Genomic DNA, 16,193 nt, shown 5'->3' on the forward strand with positions numbered 1-16,193 from the left:
AAGTTACCTCTAAAACCCAAGACTTGAGAGTAAGTCGTCGACTTCGTCTTGTGATGAAACCGCATCTTCCCTTTCATGAGGGTTGAGTATTGGCCCCTCTGGGTCTATCGATGATTTGTTCTTATTGTTTGTAGCGTCCTGTAGTTGACTTGCGCCAAACGCTGTCAGAATTTCCACTAGTCTCTTTTCAACTTCATTAACGAGGGTAATCACTCGGCGAATGATTTGACCTGTTAAATCCTGAAAATCCTGCGCCATTAGAATTTCTGTTAGCTGCCCTCTAAGCTCGGAGCTATCTCCTTCTACTTCGCCAAGTAGACCATCAATGCGATGGCACAGAGCTTTAAATTCTGCAAGTTCAATACGACCATGCATTAATTCGTTCCACTGAGGGCGAACCTGGAGCAATCCTTCGTGAAGGTTGTCTGCTATTGGCATGCAGCGGTCAACAGCATCCATGGTTTTATTCGCCGCAGTCTCTGTCTTATCAATGACATACTGGAGTCTATCCCTGGCATCAGGGATTTCATCGTTCGCGATCTCACTCATACGTTCATCAATACTAAATTGCTTGATAGATTCGTGAAGATCACGCGTCAGCTCACCTATTTCCTGTAGCATTGGATTAGAAGAGCCTTCGTGTATCTCTTTGACAAGTTGGTCAGCTTCTTGCTGCTGATCGTTTTCTAACAACTCTACGAGGTGCTTTGCCTGTTCTAATGAAATCATTCTGAATTGGCCTTTCGCGTTCCGTCGTCAATTCCTTGACTTATAAACGCTCAAAGATTTTATCTAATTTTTCTTTTAGTGTAGCTGCGGTAAATGGCTTAACGATGTAGCCATTAACACCTGCTTGCGCAGCTTCAATGATTTGTTCGCGCTTCGCTTCTGCTGTGATCATAAGAACAGGTAGATGCTTAAGCTCCTCGTCGGCACGAATATGCTTCAGAAGGTCGATACCTTGCATACCAGGCATGTTCCAGTCTGTTACTACAAAGTCGAACTCACCTTTCTTAAGCATTGGTAACGCCGTTAAGCCGTCATCCGCTTCTTGAGTGTTATTGAAACCCAAGTCACGAAGTAAGTTCTTAACGATACGGCGCATTGTTGAAAAGTCGTCAACAATAAGGATCTTCATGTTTTTATTCAAAATTGCCTCCACTGAGTTCGATATCAGTGATTTTTAGTCATTATTTGTCCAAACACTCAACTTTGTGCGTAGACGCTGCATTGATTGGCTTAGTATTTGGCTAACGCGCGACTCGCTAACACCAATAACTTCGCCGATTTCCTTCAAGTTTAACTCTTCATCATAATAAAGCGAAAGTACTAGAGCTTCTCTTTCAGGAAGTGATTTAATTGATTCTACTAGTGCAGTACGAAAATATTCATCTGCGACGCCCTGAAAAGGGATATTTTCTTCGTCAGCATCTTCGTGCGATATCGCATCTTCTGACACACCTAAATCGTCAATACCAATGAGACGAGAACTGTTAATATCCGTTAATGCACTATGGTATTGCTCAAGACTCATTTCTAAGCGCTTGGCGACCTCTGCATCGGTTGGGTCCCGATTGAGTTCACCTTCTAACTGCGCAATGGCCTGACTGATTTCTCGACTATTTTTGTGTACTGAGCGGGGAACCCAATCCCCACGGCGTATATCATCAAGCATAGCACCACGGATGCGAATACCAGCATAGGTTTCAAAACTGGCGCCTTTACTGCCGTCGTAGTTCTTTTGAGCTTCTAATAAGCCGATCATTCCGGCTTGAATAAGGTCTTCGACCTGTACGCTCGGAGGCAATCGCCCGAGCAAGTGGTGAGCAATGCGCTTCACCAGCACCGAGTATTTTTCTAAAAACGCTCGCTGGCTGTCTTGATTTGCGTATTGGTCATAGGTCAATGCCTTATTCACCAAATGGTTCCTCTAACATCTCTGTTCCATGAAGTAAGCGTTCTACAAAAAACTCCAGATGTCCACTCGGTGTCTTAGGAATTGGCCAAGTTAGCGCTTTATTTGCTAACGATCCCAAAGCTAATGACGCTGGCGAGCGAGGGAATGCATCCACGACAATCTTTTGTTTTTTCACAGCTTGTCGAACTTTATCATCCAATGGAATACATGCTACGAGCTCAAGGCTAACATTCAAGAATCGCTCTGTGACCAAGGTCAACTTTGCGAACAATTCTCTGCCTTCACGATAACTTCTGACCATATTTGCAACAATTTTAAATCGTTGAACTTGGTGTTCTTTGCTCAAAAGTTTGATCAGAGCATATGCATCCGTGATAGACGTCGGTTCGTCACAAACCACAACTACCACATCCTGAGCTGCGCGTGAAAAGCTCACTACCATATCTGAGATCCCGGCAGCAGTATCAATGAGTAGCACGTCCATCTCATCTTCTAAGCTGCCAAAAGCACGAATTAAACCAACATGTTGCGCATGAGACAGTTCGGTCATTGACTGAGTGCCTGAAGTCGCTGGGATAATTTTTATTCCATACGGTCCTTCAACAATAGCATCTTGTAAGTCACATTCGCCTGCTAATACATGGCCAAGATTTTTCTTCGACCGTATACCCAGCATTACATCAACGTTTGCCAAACCAAGGTCAGCATCAAGCACCATGACCTTCTTGCCTTGGCGCGCCATACATATCGCCAGGCCTAAAGTCACATTTGATTTACCCACGCCGCCCTTACCACCAGTAACCGCAATTACTTTAGTGAGTGAAGGTTGTGTTAAGCGGCGTAGTCCGCTTGCTTGGTCTTGTATCATATTCTTAGTCATAATCGTCCGCCGCCTAGAACCTTTCTGATTCACTATTCCAATAGTGAGGTTCGTCATCTGTCGACTTCTCTAACAATTCATTTGCCTTCGCAACCATGTACTTAGGTTGCGCTATCACTATGTCTTCTGGAACTCGCTGTCCATTCGCGATATAAGCCACGGGTAATGAGTTTTGTACTACGACACTGACAAACTCTCCTAGGCTTAACGACTCATCCAGTTTGGTGAGAATACAACCCGAAAGTGGAATTCTCTTAAAGTGGTCGATGGTCTCTTGCAGTACCTTTCGCTGCGCAGTAGCAGGTAACACTAGGTAGCTGTGGATCACTTCACCGCTTTCGTGCATGAGCGTATCGAGCTGCTCTGATAAGCGAACATCACGCTGTCCCATACCTGCTGTATCAACCAGAATTAGGCGACGATTTCTCAATTGATATATTACATCGGCTAACTCTTTGGAATCTTTAGCAACTTTTACAGCACATCCCATAATTCGGCCATAAATCGATAATTGCTCGTGTGCACCGATACGATAAGTATCCGTTGTAACTAGTGCGACATTGTCTGAACCAAACTCCATGGCAGCTCTTGCTGCAAGCTTGGCAACCGTCGTCGTTTTACCCACACCTGTTGGCCCGAGAAGGGCAACCACACCACCACGTTTGAGAATATCTTGTTTGGAAATAGGAATTTGGTCTGAAACCAGACCCAGCAACGCTTTCCATGCTTTTGTGGGTGGCGTGTCTTCAGGAATGTAGCATGCCAGTTGATCCGCTAGCTCAGCAGAAACTCCCATGCGTTCAAGTCGTTTGATCAACATGGCTCGAAGAGGTTCGCGGCGCTCAACTTCCTGCCACATCAGCCCGGACACTTGATGCTCAAGAAGTCGGCGAATTGACGTCATCTCTTCACGCATGTCTTCAAGATCTTCGCCGCGCATATTCTGCTCTTCGGCACGACTGCGTTCATAACGTGTCGGGTCAAGACGTGGAGCTGGTCGCTCTGCGCTTCGGTCTTCCGCAATCAGTCGGGCTAACGGCGAGTCTTCACGCACCTGAACGCCGTTATTATCCCCTCGAGCAGCAGACTGTCTCTTCAGCAATGCCGACAATGAATCCGCACTTTCAGGTTCATTACCATCGGCTTCTGCAGCACCATTGCTGTATTGTTTAAGCATGTTAGCAAAGCGCTTCGTCATGGAGCGGCCTGAATCCGCCTTACCTTGCAGACTCACCCTGTCTTCGTCTAACTGACGTTGCTTAGGAGTTGGAGCGCTCTGCATGTTTGCAGCGGCCTGAGAGTTGTTGTAGCGAGGTTGGGAGTTATAGTTAGCGCCTGAGCGCGCTGCGGCTGTCTCATTGTCGACCGCCGCAACAATCTCCACACCACCAGCGACTTTTTTATTAGACATGATAACTGCATCATCACCTAACTCCCCTTTGACTTGGAGTAAGGCGGTCCGCATGTCTTTGGCAAAAAATCGTTTAATCTTCAAAGTAGATATCCATCTATTCACGCATTACTGCTAGTTACCAACGGCTTGAACAATACGTATTTGTTTCTCGTCTGGGATTTCCTGATAAGAGAGTACTCGCAGCGATGGGATTGTGTTCTTCACAAACTTCGCCAACGTAGAGCGCAATACGCCAGAGGTCAGAAGGACGGCTGGCTCTCCTTTCAACTCTTGCTCTTGAGTCGCTTGAGTTAAAGAAGATTGTAGTCGTTCTGCCAAACCTGGTTCGATGCCTGCAGACTCTCCCCCAGATGCTTGCATTGTTTGATGCAATATTTGTTCCAGTTCAGGAATCAATGTAATGACTGGCAACTCAGGCTCTATTCCATTGATTTCCTGAACAATTAATCGTTTTAAAGAAATACGAACGGCTGCTGTGAGGATGTCAGGTTCTTGACTCTTACTTGAGTATTCAGCCAAGGTTTGGACGATAGTTCGAATGTCTCGGATAGGTACCGCTTCATTAAGTAAGTTCTGTAGCACTTTCACTACAACGCCCAGCTGAAGCTGATCCGGCACAAAGTTCTCAACCAATTTAGGTGCACTTCGGCCGAGCATCTCCAACAGGTTTTGCACTTCTTCATGACCAATCAGATTTGAAGCGTTGTTCGTTAGCAGTTGACTTAAATGAGTAGCAAGAACGGTTGAAGAGTCCACGACGGTATAACCCAGCGCTTGAGCATGCTCGCGCTGTTCATCTTTAATCCACACCGCCTCAAGGCCAAAAGCAGGGTCGATGGTCGGCTCACCTTCCACCATGCCATACACCTGCCCCGGGTTAATCGCTAGCTCCATATCAGGGCGAATCTCTGCCTCACCCACGGCTACGCCCATCAAGGTAATCCGATAGCTGTTGGGCGTTAGTTCTAAGTTATCGCGAATGTGGACTGCAGGAATCAGAAAACCAAAATCTTGCGAGAGTTTTTTGCGAACGCCCTTAACTCGCTCTAACAACTCGCCTCCTTGGTCTTTATCCACCAATGGGATCAATCGGTAACCTACCTCAAGGCCAATGATGTCAACGGGTTGGACGTCATCCCAAGACAATTCTTTAGGCGTCGGGGCATCTTGCTCTGTGGTGGCTGGTAGGTTAGATTTTTCTGCTTCTAGTTTCTGTTTACGGTGAATCCAGTACGCACCAGCACCGGCTAAAATCGCAAGCAACAGAAACGCAAAATGCGGCATACCAGGAACGACACCCATCACGCCAAGAATACCTGCGGTAATCATCAGTGCTTTCGGGTTGTCGAACATCTGGAACACAACCTGCTGCCCCATATCCTCGTCAGTGTTCTGACGAGTTACCATTATCGCGGCACCAATCGACAAGAGTAGCGACGGTATCTGAGCAACCAAGCCATCACCGATAGTCAACAGGGTATAGATCTGGATCGCATCATTGAATGCCAATCCATACTGAGCCATACCAATCGATAAGCCACCGATGATGTTGATAAACAGAATCAGAATACCTGCAATGGCATCGCCTTTTACAAACTTTGACGCACCGTCCATCGAGCCATAAAAGTCCGCTTCTTTCGTCACTTCCTGACGGCGAGTCCGAGCTTGGTCTTGATCTATCAGTCCTGCGTTCAAGTCAGCATCGATCGCCATTTGCTTACCTGGTAATGCGTCCAAGGTAAAACGTGCGCTCACTTCAGAAATACGGCCAGCACCTTTGGTCACAACCATAAAGTTGATGATCATCAGAATGAGGAAGACCACTAGACCGACGGCATAGTTACCACCAATAACCACGCTACCAAACGCTTCAATCACACTACCCGCAGCCCCGGTGCCTTCGTGTCCATACAACAAAACAACACGAGTTGAAGCAACGTTCAGCGCTAAACGTAGTAAGGTCGCGATAAGAAGTACTGTCGGGAAGGCTGCGAAATCTAATGGTCTACGGGTGTAGACTGTGACCAATAACACCACCATCGCCAGTGCGATGTTAAATGTGAAGAATAAGTCGAGCAGAAATGGCGGTATCGGCAGCACGACCATCGCCAGTGTCGCCAATACCATGACAGGCGCACCTATCGCTGGCATTGCTCTCTGAGGGATGGAAGGTAACTTATCCGCGAACGGCAATGTAAACTTCATAGAAGAGAAATCTATAATTTAACCAAAATTAAGGGACTTAGGCGGTTATGCAAGTTCCAGTCCATAAGTCCTGTCAATTTTATGGCTAAATTGCAAAGTCAGAGAAAGCAGTAACTCGTTGAATTACTTTGTTTCCTACATGAGCGATACACTTTAAGGTTGGATATTAAAAATCAGCTCGCCACGTCGTTTATTCAGATCGTAATCAACACATACGATGCCCGAGGTAGGAAACATCGGTGGCACCATATCTGGCACAAATTCCGCCGTAAGATAACCGACCAATGGCAAGTGAGAGACTAATAGGATCGATTCCAGACCTTCCACTTGAGCAACCGCCGCCACATAATCCGCCACATGTGTCGACTCACCATACGGAGTGATCTCTTCAAACGTTTGGATTTGTTTGGCGTTGAAACTACGGGATACTTCCTGCCAGGTTTGCTGGGCACGTAAGTAAGGGCTTACCAGTACTTTATCAAACTGTGCATAGCCTTGATCTGCACATGCTCTGGCCACTGCGGCTGAGGCACTGCGTCCTCTTTCTGTTAGCGCACGTTCTGCGTCTGAAGCAGCGTAATGTTCTGCTTCTCCGTGACGCATTATAAATATTTTCATGGCTTCTTCCTAAATCGGTGACTGCTCACTAACCGTGATTGTTATTCTTTAATACACGGACTTTTGTTGTCCGTTTAAAAATAATTATATCAAGTACCTTGCTAAAGACTTCGACTTTCTTAACAATCTTAAGGAACGGATAAATAAATTACGTATGCTTATATTTCTCAAAGAGATAGTTGGCACTCGTTCGCATCCCGTACATACTAGTATCTAGGCACCTTCAGCGGAGAGACCCTTGTGCATATAAGCCCAAATGACACCAACCAATATCGCTACCTCACGTTGGAAAACGGGCTCAGGGTCTTGCTAGTTCAGGATTGCGATGCACAGAAATCAGCCGCCGCTCTAGCAGTCAATGTTGGCCATTTTGATGACCCGATGGATCGTCAAGGGCTCGCTCATTACCTAGAGCACATGCTGTTTTTGGGTACAGAAAAATACCCTAAAGTCGGGGAGTTTCAAAGCTATATTAATCAGCACGGTGGCAGCAATAATGCTTGGACTGGCACCGAACACACTTGCTACTTCTTTGACGTTACTCCTTCGGCCTTTGAGGATAGTCTTGACCGGTTTAGCCAATTTTTTACTGCTCCACTGTTTAATCCTGAGGCGTTAGATAAAGAGCGCCAAGCGGTGGAATCTGAATACAAACTCAAACTCAAGGACGATTCCCGTCGGCTTTATCAGGTGCATAAAGAGCTGGTGAATCCAGATCATCCGTTTGCCAAGTTTTCGGTCGGCAACCTAGAAACACTGGGTGATCGTGATGGCCAGTCGATCCGCGACGAGATTGTCGAATTTCATTATCAACAGTACTCTGCCGATTTGATGACATTAACCGTTATGGGCCCCCAATCTCCAGACGAACTTGCGCTCTGGGTGGAAGAGAAATTCTCTTCCATCCCAACCCATGGTCTGGCGGGTAAATCTATCAGCACACCCTATATGGACGAAAACTCTACCAGCATTATGGTGAATGTAGAGCCAATCAAAGAAATCCGGAAACTGATACTGACCTTCCCAATGCCAAGCATGGATGAGCATTATCGTCAGAAGCCTCTCTCTTATTTCGCGCATTTGCTTGGTTATGAGGGCGAAGGCAGTCTGATGTTAGCGTTGAAGGAAGCTGGTTGGATAACCTCCCTTTCTGCCGGTGGTGGCACCAGCGGCAGCAACTATCGTGAATTTACGGTTAGCTGCGCGTTAACCACAGAGGGGCTTGGCTGTGTTGATGAAATTGTACAGGCGATCTTCTCCTATTTAACACTATTAAGCCGCGATGGGTTTGATGAGTGGCGTTACCTTGAGAAGCAGGCCGTGCTCGAGTCGGCTTTCCGCTTTCAAGAGCCGACACGACCATTAGATTTGGTCAGTCACCTTGTGGTCAACATGCAGCATTACGCGCCAGAAGATATAATCTACGGCGACTTTATGATGAATGAGTATGACGAGCCTCTGCTCAAAGACCTGCTGCAATATTTAACGCCTGAGAACCTTCGCATTACGCTAATTGCGCAGGGCTTCAAGTATGATAAGCAAGCCCAATGGTACGCTTCTCCCTACTCTGTCACTCCATTTAATTCAGAGAATCTGGCCTACTATAAAGCAACAAGCGAATTGAGCTTTTGCCTGCCGCCAAAGAACCCGTTTATTTGTTATGACTTAGATCCGCAGCCCATCGATTCTCGGTCTGATATCCCTGAAGTCATTGAAGAACTTCCAGGCTTCAAATTATGGCACCTCCAAGACCATGAATTCCGCGTACCTAAAGGTGTTATCTATGTAGCGATTGATAGCCCGCATGCCGTCGCTAATCCGAAAAACATTGTCAAAACACGCTTATGTGTAGAGATGTTTCTCGATTCACTGGCTAAAGAGACCTATCAGGCGGAAATTGCCGGTATGGGCTACAACATGTATGCCCATCAAGGTGGCGTGACATTAACACTGTCCGGCTTTAGCAAGAAGCAGCCAGAGCTGATGAAAATGATCCTCAACCGCTTTGCTAAACGCGAATTCAGTGCCAAACGCTTTGAGACCATCAAAACTCAGTTAATCAGGAACTGGCGTAACGCAGCTCAAGACAAACCCATTTCTCAGTTGTTCAACGCCATGACTGGGCTGTTGCAACCCAATAATCCACCTTACGTGGAATTGTTGGAAGCGCTTGAAACTATTCATGTCGAAGAGTTAGCGGACTTCGTTCAAGACATTTTGGCTGAATTGCATGTCGAGATGTTTGTTTATGGTGATTGGACTCGCGCTGACGCCATCAGCCTTGGTGAGACACTTAAAGACGCGCTTAGAGTCCATAATCAGCAATATGAGGAAGCACTCCGTCCTCTCGTGATGCTTGGCAAAAACGGAACATTCCAACGTTCAGTGGAGTGCAATCAAGAAGATTCCGCCATCGTTGTCTACTATCAGTGCGACGATATCGAGCCGCGAAACATTGCCCTCTACTCGCTGGCTAATCACTTGATGTCCGCCACGTTTTTCCATGAGATACGTACCAAGCAACAATTGGGTTATATGGTAGGAACAGGAAACTTACCACTCAATCGTCATCCGGGTATTGTGCTCTACGTACAATCGCCCAATGCCGCTCCTATCGATTTAATTAGCTCGATTGACGAGTTTCTCAATGCGTTCTATATGGTGCTTCTTGAGCTCAACGAATACCAATGGCACAGCAGTAAACGAGGGTTGTGGAACCAGATTGCAACGCCAGACACCACCCTACGCAGTCGAGCTCAGCGTTTATGGGTTGCGATAGGTAATAAGGACCGCTGTTTCAATCAAAAAGAAGTGGTGTTGGAAGAACTCAAGACACTTACTCGCGCTGACATGATTCGCTTTGTCGTGAACGAACTCAAACCCAGAACAGCAAACCGTCTCATAATGCACACTCAAGGGAACGCACACCATGAGTCCGCTCCGCTTGAATTAGGTTTTGAAATTGGCTCAATTGAGGAATTTCAATTGAGACCAAAAGACATCGACTTAGGCTGATTGCTCCGACTCGACAATCTTTTTCAATGAATGCGGGTGAAGCTTGATACAAATACCATCGTGCTTAAATGCCACTGTTGGGTTATTGAGTCGCTCGCCCTCTCCTTTCGGGCTCGATAATTTTACCTTAATTCCCTGCTCTCCCAACTGATTCCAGTGTTTCGCAAGTTCTGGCTGTTGTTGCTTGATGCCCTGCAAAAATTCCTCTGCTGTTTCAGCTTGCGAAGGAACAACGAACTCGACATGCTCCCATGACTGCTGCGGATAGCTTTTTCCCTCGGCTGGATAAGGCAATTCTAAGCACTCAATCGACCAATTTAACGCCTTCAATGGCTCAGTGAATTCAATCACAATGATCGGACGACCATTTATCACCGCATTTGATATTTCACAGCCTTCTTTTAACCATTCTTGATGAGCCAGTTTTGCCAATTCCAAGTCATTGATACGTAATGCAATATGATCCGCCTGAAAAGGACGTAAATTAATATGCAGTTTCTCGCTTAAACCTTGAATTTTATGCATAAAATCTTCAATCTTGCCTTTCATTTGTGAAGGCATCAATTCAGCATCCAGTAGTCTTTGAGACATTTTCATCTATCCAAAACGTTGATTTTTCCGCAATACTAGCAAGAACCTAAGGAAAAGTAGAAAATTTCCCAGAACACTCCCTATAAGAAAAGTAATAAAGTTGGTATTATGTGCGCCAAATTATGAACTCTATAGAGATATGCATTCATTCCACCAGAGTGGATATTATTCAGCAATAGCGTCTGACGAAGCTGAATAACTCAATGCATATCCAACCAATTCCCAAGAATTGAAGGAAGCGCGTGTGAATATCCAAGCACTTATTAACGACAAAGTATCTCAGGCTCTTGAAGCCGCTGGCGCACCTGCAGGCAGCCCTGCAGCCGTTCGTCAATCAGCAAAGCCACAGTTTGGTGATTACCAGGCAAACGGCGTGATGGGCGTTGCTAAGAAACTCGGCACAAACCCACGCGAATTTGCTCAAAAAGTATTGGATGTTCTAGACCTTGACGGTATCGCAAGCAAAACTGAAATTGCAGGCCCTGGTTTTATCAACATCTTCCTGAGCGAAGAATTCCTCGCTAAACAAGCTGAGTCCGCACTATCTGACTCTCGCCTTGGTGTTGCAGCTGAAGCGCAAAAAACTATCGTTGCTGACTACTCAGCGCCAAACGTTGCTAAAGAAATGCACGTTGGCCATCTACGTTCAACAATCATCGGTGACGCTGTTGTTCGTACTCTCGAATTCCTTGGTCATAAAGTGATCCGTGCTAACCACATCGGTGACTGGGGTACTCAGTTCGGTATGCTTATCGCCAACCTAGAGCGTGTTCAGCAAGAGCCTGGTGAAGTTTCAATGGAGCTGGCTGACCTTGAAGCCTTCTATCGCGAGTCGAAAAAGCTTTACGACGAAGATGAAGAGTTTGCAGTCAAGGCGCGTAACTACGTGGTTAAACTGCAAGGTGGTGATGAATACTGCGCAGAGATGTGGAAGAAACTGGTGGATGTCACCATGATCCAAAACCAACGCAACTACGATCGTCTTAATGTCTCTCTAACTCGTGAAAACGTAATGGGTGAGAGCATGTACAACGACATGCTACCTGGCATTGTGGCAGACCTGAAAGAGCAAGGTCTTGCACAAGAAGATGACGGCGCACAAGTTGTATTCCTTGAAGAGTACAAAAACAAAGACGGCGAGCCTATGGGTGTTATCATCCAGAAGCGTGACGGCGGCTTCTTGTACACCACTACCGATATCGCTTGTGCGAAATACCGCTACGAGACGCTAGGTGCCGACCGCGTATTGTACTTTATTGACTCACGCCAGCATCAACACCTCATGCAAGCATGGACAATCGTTCGTAAAGCGGGCTATGTGCCAGAAGAGGTAACTCTTGAACACCACGCTTTCGGTATGATGCTAGGTAAAGATGGCCGTCCATTTAAGACGCGTGCAGGTGGCACAGTTCGTCTGGCGGACCTGCTAGACGAAGCAGAAGAGCGTGCAATCAAGCTTATCGAGTCTAAGAACCCAGACTTAGAAACTGCTGAAAAGCAAAACATCGCCAACACTGTAGCAATGGCTGCTGTTAAGTACGCAGACCTGTCTAAACACCGTACGACTGACTACGTGTTTGACTGGGATAACATGTTGGCATTTGAAGGCAACACAGCGCCATACATGCAGTACGCTTACACGCGCGTTGCATCTATCTTTGCCAAAGCAGGCATCTCTATGGATGAACTGGCTGGTGACATTAAGATCACCGAAGAGAAAGAGAAATCTCTTATCGCCAAGCTACTGCAGTTTGAAGAAGCGGTGCAGTCAGTTGCTCGTGAAGGCCAACCACATATCATGTGTAGTTACCTATTCGAACTTGCTGGCCAGTTCTCAAGCTTCTACGAAGCATGCCCAATTCTGAACACAGAAGATGAATCTGTTAAACAGAGTCGCCTGAAGCTGGCAGCACTGACAGCGAAGACCATCAAGCAAGGTCTTTCTCTGCTAGGTATTGATACGCTAGAACGCATGTAAGCTAGGGCTTTAGCGATACAAAATAAAGGTTGATGTGAAAGCATCAACCTTTTGTTTTATCTGGCGTATACTGGCTAAAAATACTAATAGGAATGAATCATGAGTTTTGAACTCCACCCACAACTGGCAAAGGATACTAGCGTCATCGGTCACTTTCCTTTGACGATTGCTCTGCTCCACAAAGACAACGCTGTTCCTTGGGTCATTCTTGTTCCTAAACGGGAAAATCTAAAAGAACTGCATCACTTGCCAATGCAAGAGCAACAACAGTTCTTACTCGAATCACAGGCGGTGAGCCAAGCATTAGAAGCAACGTTTCGCCCAGATAAACTCAACTTAGGTGCGCTTGGTAATATGGTTCCGCAACTTCATGTCCATCACATCGCTCGTTTTAAGGATGACGTTGCCTGGCCGGGGCCCGTATGGGGGAATACTCAAGGGTATTTTCGCTCTGAAGAAGAACAACAAGCGATACTCAGTAAGATTCAGAATGTCTTATCACTAAGTAGCTTGTTTAAAAAAGCATAAAAAAATGCCGCTGTTACCAGCGGCATTTTCTTTACATGGTCACCGTGAGAGATAACTCATCGGCACCATTCGCGGAGTATCTGACCCGGGTCACTTTACGAGCTTTATTGGTATCGACCAAGCGAGATATCTTCCCTTTCTTGATCCATACCGCCAGCATGGCATCGACACCGTCTTCGCTCATTGAAAATTTCTTCGCGAGTTCTTTCTGGCTAACGCAGCCCTGCTGCTCGATGTGCCGTTTCAACTCCTGTAAGATCATGCTGTTTGTGCCTCAGCATAATGTACCTGCTTCTGCCCCGCCGCTTTCAGCGCGCGATATGTCGCAAAGGAAACCAAAATGACTCCGGCTATCCAGGCTGCACTGTAGATTGGGTGGTCTGTGAAGTGCATCGTCTGGTAGTAAAGCACCGCACCGCCATACGCAAGACCCATCGTCCAAACCGCAATAAAGCGCGCGTATTTCTGGCCAAACTCACGGACATAAGCCCCCATAGCCGCGACACAAGGCGTGTACAACAAGATGAAAATCAAGTAAGCAAACGCGGCATGACCCGAGACGAAATATTGGTTCAGGTTACCAAAAATAGAAGCATCGACTTCCTGCTCTTCTGCCACAGTAGAGCTATCGGTCAAATCGCCTACTTCAATACCCAATGGATCGGAATAACTCAATCCAGCTAAGTTTTCTGGGATAGACATGACCGCCTCTTCCAAGCTCGCCATTAAATTGAACTCACCTTCTTCACCTTCACTTGGTGCGTAAAGGTTGTTCAAAGTACCCACTACCGCTTCTTTGGCAAAAATGCCTGTAATAATACCCACTGTCGCTGGCCAGTTGTCTTCATGAACGCCTATCGGTTCAAATACAGGCGTCACCACCTGAGAGACTTTAGACAACACTGAATTTTCGCTGTCTTCATTGCCAAATGATCCATCAGTACCGACAGAGTTGAGGAAGCTAAGAATAGTCACAACAACAACGATAGTTTTACCTGCCCCAAGAACAAAGCGTTTCAGTTTTTGCCACGTTTTGATCAGCACATTCTGTATCGTTGGTAATTCGTAATCAGGCATTTCCATGATTAAGCTGTCGCTTGAACCCGGGTAAAGCGTATGCTTAAGCACCAACCCAGTGAATACCGCCGCAGCAATTCCCAGTAGATAAAGTGCAAATACGATATTCTGGCCGCTTTCAGGGAAAAACGCGGCAGCAAACAATGCATATACAGGAAGGCGTGCACCACAAGACATGAACGGCGCCATTGAGGCCGCAAGTTTACGTTCACGTTCCTGATCTAACGTTCGTGTTGCCATGATGGCTGGTACGTTACAACCGAAGCCTAGAACCAATGGGACGAAGGCTTTACCCGGTAAACCAATCTTCTGCATCACTTTATCGAGAACAAAAGCTGCACGAGACATGTAACCTGAGCTTTCCAAGATTGCCAAAAAGAGATACAAGCAAGCAATCACCGGAATGAACGTGGCGACAGTCTGAATACCGCCACCCACGCCATCCGCAATCAATGTCACCAACCAAACTGGCAGATGATCATCTAACAAGTAGTGCCCGCCATCGACTAGCAAGGCGCCGACACCAATATCAAAGAAGTCGATAAACGCACTACCGATGTTGATAGAGAACATAAACATCAGGTACATAACGACAAAGAAAAATGGAACGCCTACCCACTTATTGAGAATGACGTTATCCACCTTTTCCGTAAAGCTATGGCTAAGTTTGCCTTCGGTCCGGCGCACTTTCTTGCACTGCTCATGAAGGAAGGTATATTTCGTATCGGCAACCATAAGATCGACATCTAGGTCAAGACTGCCCTGAATCTTCGCAATGTTGTCTCTTTCCTCAGAAGAAAGATTGTTTAAGACCAACAGATCCTGCTCTAAAGCTCGAATAGAAAGAGCGCGTGCGGAAACCTCAGAATGATTAGCAAAAACAGGTTGGATTTGGTCTATCGCTCGCTCAAATTCTACATCGTAGCCAATCTTCAGTTCGTTCAGTGCAACACCTTGAACCACCGCTTTATGTAGACGCTCTTTCAGACGTTGGACCTGATTTTTGTTGTTTGCGGATAAAGCATACACCGGACAGCCCAGCATTTTTTCCAACGCTTTGACATCGATAGTTTGTCGTTCACGCTTCAAGGCATCCATTTTATTCAGCACAACCATCATTGGTCTGCCAAGCTCTCGCAGCTGAAGCGTCATATATAAACTTCGCTCGAGACACGTCGCATCAACAACGTTAATGATTAAATCCGCTGGATGTGTCAAGACCGCACGTGAGGCAATTGACTCATCGATACTGTTGCCATCGTTACCACTATCTAATGCGTAGATGCCAGGAAGGTCGGTGAGCATGAAATCATCACCAGAATGACTGTAACGACCGGTTTTCTTTTCAACCGTCACACCTGCCCAGTTACCGACTTGCTGTTTGGCACCTGTCAAACCATTAAACAGGGTTGTTTTACCACTGTTTGGGTTACCGACAGTCAGAATTTTGTATTTCATCAGTTGGCCTCTACATGAATTGAATTAGCAATATTGGTTCTGACTGCGAGAGACACACCGCGAACTTCAACCTGAAGAGGATCGCCCATTGGGGCCTTACGAATAAGCGTGACTGGAGTTTGAGGAAGCAACCCCATCACCATCAGCTTTTTTCTAACTTCATTAGAAAGCTCTGAAAAACCGGTGATCGTTGCTTTTTGCCCTTGCGTTAAATCTGAAAGTTTCATAGACAGGCCAATTAAAGATAAAAATGAGAAATATTATTATTAAGACTTTAGATCTTAGCCTGTGTAAATTTTGTAAATCTTGTCTGAAATCAAACATTGCGAATATGGAACGTCATTTTCGTCAATTAAACACCCGTTAATTCCGTTAAAAACAATCATTTTTGGTCAGTTAATCAACACAGTCCATTTCAAACACCTGCCAAGAAATTGACAAAAACCCATTTAAAATCAGATATATAAGCACCATGTCGCTTTTATCATGTAACCTTGGCGTTAATTTTATA

The 16,193-nt window shown here is 46.0% G+C and carries 14 protein-coding genes; 3 read left to right on the forward strand and 11 right to left on the reverse strand.

What is annotated here, in order from left to right; genetic code table 11:
* Window positions 1–9: 9 nt before the first annotated feature.
* The 7 genes from F0265_RS09045 to sixA form a co-directional block, all read right to left on the reverse strand.
* Complete coding sequence (locus F0265_RS09045) at window positions 10–729, reverse strand: protein phosphatase CheZ (RefSeq protein WP_171748613.1); 720 nt, start codon at window positions 727–729, stop codon at window positions 10–12.
* A gap of 40 nt (window positions 730–769) precedes the next feature.
* Entirely contained in the window at window positions 770–1,138 is a 369-nt protein-coding gene (gene cheY / locus F0265_RS09050) for a chemotaxis response regulator CheY (protein ID WP_019277848.1), read from the reverse strand.
* Between the two features lie 45 nt (window positions 1,139–1,183).
* Complete coding sequence (locus tag F0265_RS09055) at window positions 1,184–1,918, reverse strand: RNA polymerase sigma factor FliA (protein WP_006959443.1); 735 nt, start codon at window positions 1,916–1,918, stop codon at window positions 1,184–1,186.
* Window positions 1,911–2,798, reverse strand: coding sequence for a MinD/ParA family protein (locus F0265_RS09060; protein WP_171748614.1), 888 nt, complete (start codon window positions 2,796–2,798; stop codon window positions 1,911–1,913). The genes F0265_RS09055 and F0265_RS09060 overlap by 8 nt, the downstream gene beginning before the upstream one ends.
* Before the next feature lie 13 nt (window positions 2,799–2,811).
* Entirely contained in the window at window positions 2,812–4,293 is a 1,482-nt protein-coding gene (gene flhF, locus F0265_RS09065; protein ID WP_065740509.1) for a flagellar biosynthesis protein FlhF, read from the reverse strand.
* Between the two features lie 30 nt (window positions 4,294–4,323).
* On the reverse strand, window positions 4,324–6,417 hold the full coding sequence (gene flhA / locus F0265_RS09070; RefSeq protein ID WP_171748615.1) for a flagellar biosynthesis protein FlhA: 2,094 nt from the start codon (window positions 6,415–6,417) through the stop codon (window positions 4,324–4,326).
* Between the two features lie 153 nt (window positions 6,418–6,570).
* Window positions 6,571–7,035 (reverse strand): phosphohistidine phosphatase SixA, encoded by a 465-nt coding sequence (gene sixA / locus F0265_RS09075; protein WP_171748616.1) that lies wholly within the window; start codon window positions 7,033–7,035, stop codon window positions 6,571–6,573.
* Between the two features lie 240 nt (window positions 7,036–7,275).
* Here sixA and F0265_RS09080 point away from each other — a divergent pair, with 240 nt between their 5' ends.
* Window positions 7,276–10,050, forward strand: coding sequence for an insulinase family protein (locus tag F0265_RS09080; RefSeq protein ID WP_171748617.1), 2,775 nt, complete (start codon window positions 7,276–7,278; stop codon window positions 10,048–10,050).
* On the opposite strand, the gene F0265_RS09085 is transcribed toward F0265_RS09080, so the two are convergent.
* Window positions 10,042–10,641, reverse strand: a complete 600-nt coding sequence (locus F0265_RS09085) for a VOC family protein (RefSeq protein ID WP_171748618.1) — start codon at window positions 10,639–10,641, stop codon at window positions 10,042–10,044. The genes F0265_RS09080 and F0265_RS09085 overlap by 9 nt on opposite strands.
* 244 nt (window positions 10,642–10,885) lie before the next feature.
* Between F0265_RS09085 and argS the strand changes: the two genes are divergently transcribed.
* A complete protein-coding gene (gene argS, locus F0265_RS09090; protein ID WP_171748619.1) occupies window positions 10,886–12,619 on the forward strand; it encodes an arginine--tRNA ligase in 1,734 nt (577 codons plus the stop codon).
* 99 nt (window positions 12,620–12,718) lie between these two features.
* The gene (locus tag F0265_RS09095; protein WP_171748620.1) at window positions 12,719–13,147 is read left to right on the forward strand and encodes an HIT domain-containing protein; all 429 of its coding nucleotides are present in this window, start codon (window positions 12,719–12,721) and stop codon (window positions 13,145–13,147) included.
* 31 nt (window positions 13,148–13,178) lie between these two features.
* Here F0265_RS09095 and F0265_RS09100 read toward each other — a convergent pair whose 3' ends face one another.
* Genes F0265_RS09100 through F0265_RS09110 form a run of 3 tightly spaced genes read right to left on the reverse strand, consistent with a single transcriptional unit; the run spans window position 13,179 to window position 15,909 of the window.
* Window positions 13,179–13,409 carry a FeoC-like transcriptional regulator gene (locus tag F0265_RS09100; RefSeq protein ID WP_019277841.1) on the reverse strand — a complete coding sequence of 77 codons (231 nt, stop codon included), beginning with the start codon at window positions 13,407–13,409 and terminating at the stop codon, window positions 13,179–13,181.
* Window positions 13,406–15,682: a Fe(2+) transporter permease subunit FeoB gene (gene feoB / locus F0265_RS09105; RefSeq protein ID WP_171748621.1), complete on the reverse strand. Its 2,277-nt coding sequence runs from the start codon at window positions 15,680–15,682 to the stop codon at window positions 13,406–13,408. The genes F0265_RS09100 and feoB overlap by 4 nt, the downstream gene beginning before the upstream one ends.
* Entirely contained in the window at window positions 15,682–15,909 is a 228-nt protein-coding gene (locus F0265_RS09110; RefSeq protein ID WP_171748622.1) for a FeoA family protein, read from the reverse strand. Before F0265_RS09110 ends, feoB begins: the two co-directional genes overlap by 1 nt.
* Window positions 15,910–16,193 lie beyond the last annotated feature (284 nt).

Origin of the sequence: Vibrio sp. RE88 (assembly GCF_013113835.1) — a bacterium.
Lineage (GTDB): Bacteria > Pseudomonadota > Gammaproteobacteria > Enterobacterales > Vibrionaceae > Vibrio.

Bases quoted from the DNA above. Each gene is read 5' to 3' on its own strand.
- cheY (WP_019277848.1), bottom strand. From the start codon at position 1,138: ATGAAGATCCTTATTGTTGACGACTTTTCAACAATGCGCCGTATCGTT.
- feoB (WP_171748621.1), bottom strand. From the start codon at position 15,682: ATGAAATACAAAATTCTGACTGTCGGTAACCCAAACAGTGGTAAAACA.
- F0265_RS09085 (WP_171748618.1), bottom strand. From the start codon at position 10,641: ATGTCTCAAAGACTACTGGATGCTGAATTGATGCCTTCACAAATGAAA.
- F0265_RS09045 (WP_171748613.1), bottom strand. From the start codon at position 729: ATGATTTCATTAGAACAGGCAAAGCACCTCGTAGAGTTGTTAGAAAAC.
- sixA (WP_171748616.1), bottom strand. From the start codon at position 7,035: ATGAAAATATTTATAATGCGTCACGGAGAAGCAGAACATTACGCTGCT.
- F0265_RS09100 (WP_019277841.1), bottom strand. From the start codon at position 13,409: ATGATCTTACAGGAGTTGAAACGGCACATCGAGCAGCAGGGCTGCGTT.
- flhA (WP_171748615.1), bottom strand. From the start codon at position 6,417: ATGAAGTTTACATTGCCGTTCGCGGATAAGTTACCTTCCATCCCTCAG.
- F0265_RS09095 (WP_171748620.1), top strand. From the start codon at position 12,719: ATGAGTTTTGAACTCCACCCACAACTGGCAAAGGATACTAGCGTCATC.
- F0265_RS09110 (WP_171748622.1), bottom strand. From the start codon at position 15,909: ATGAAACTTTCAGATTTAACGCAAGGGCAAAAAGCAACGATCACCGGT.
- F0265_RS09060 (WP_171748614.1), bottom strand. From the start codon at position 2,798: ATGACTAAGAATATGATACAAGACCAAGCAAGCGGACTACGCCGCTTA.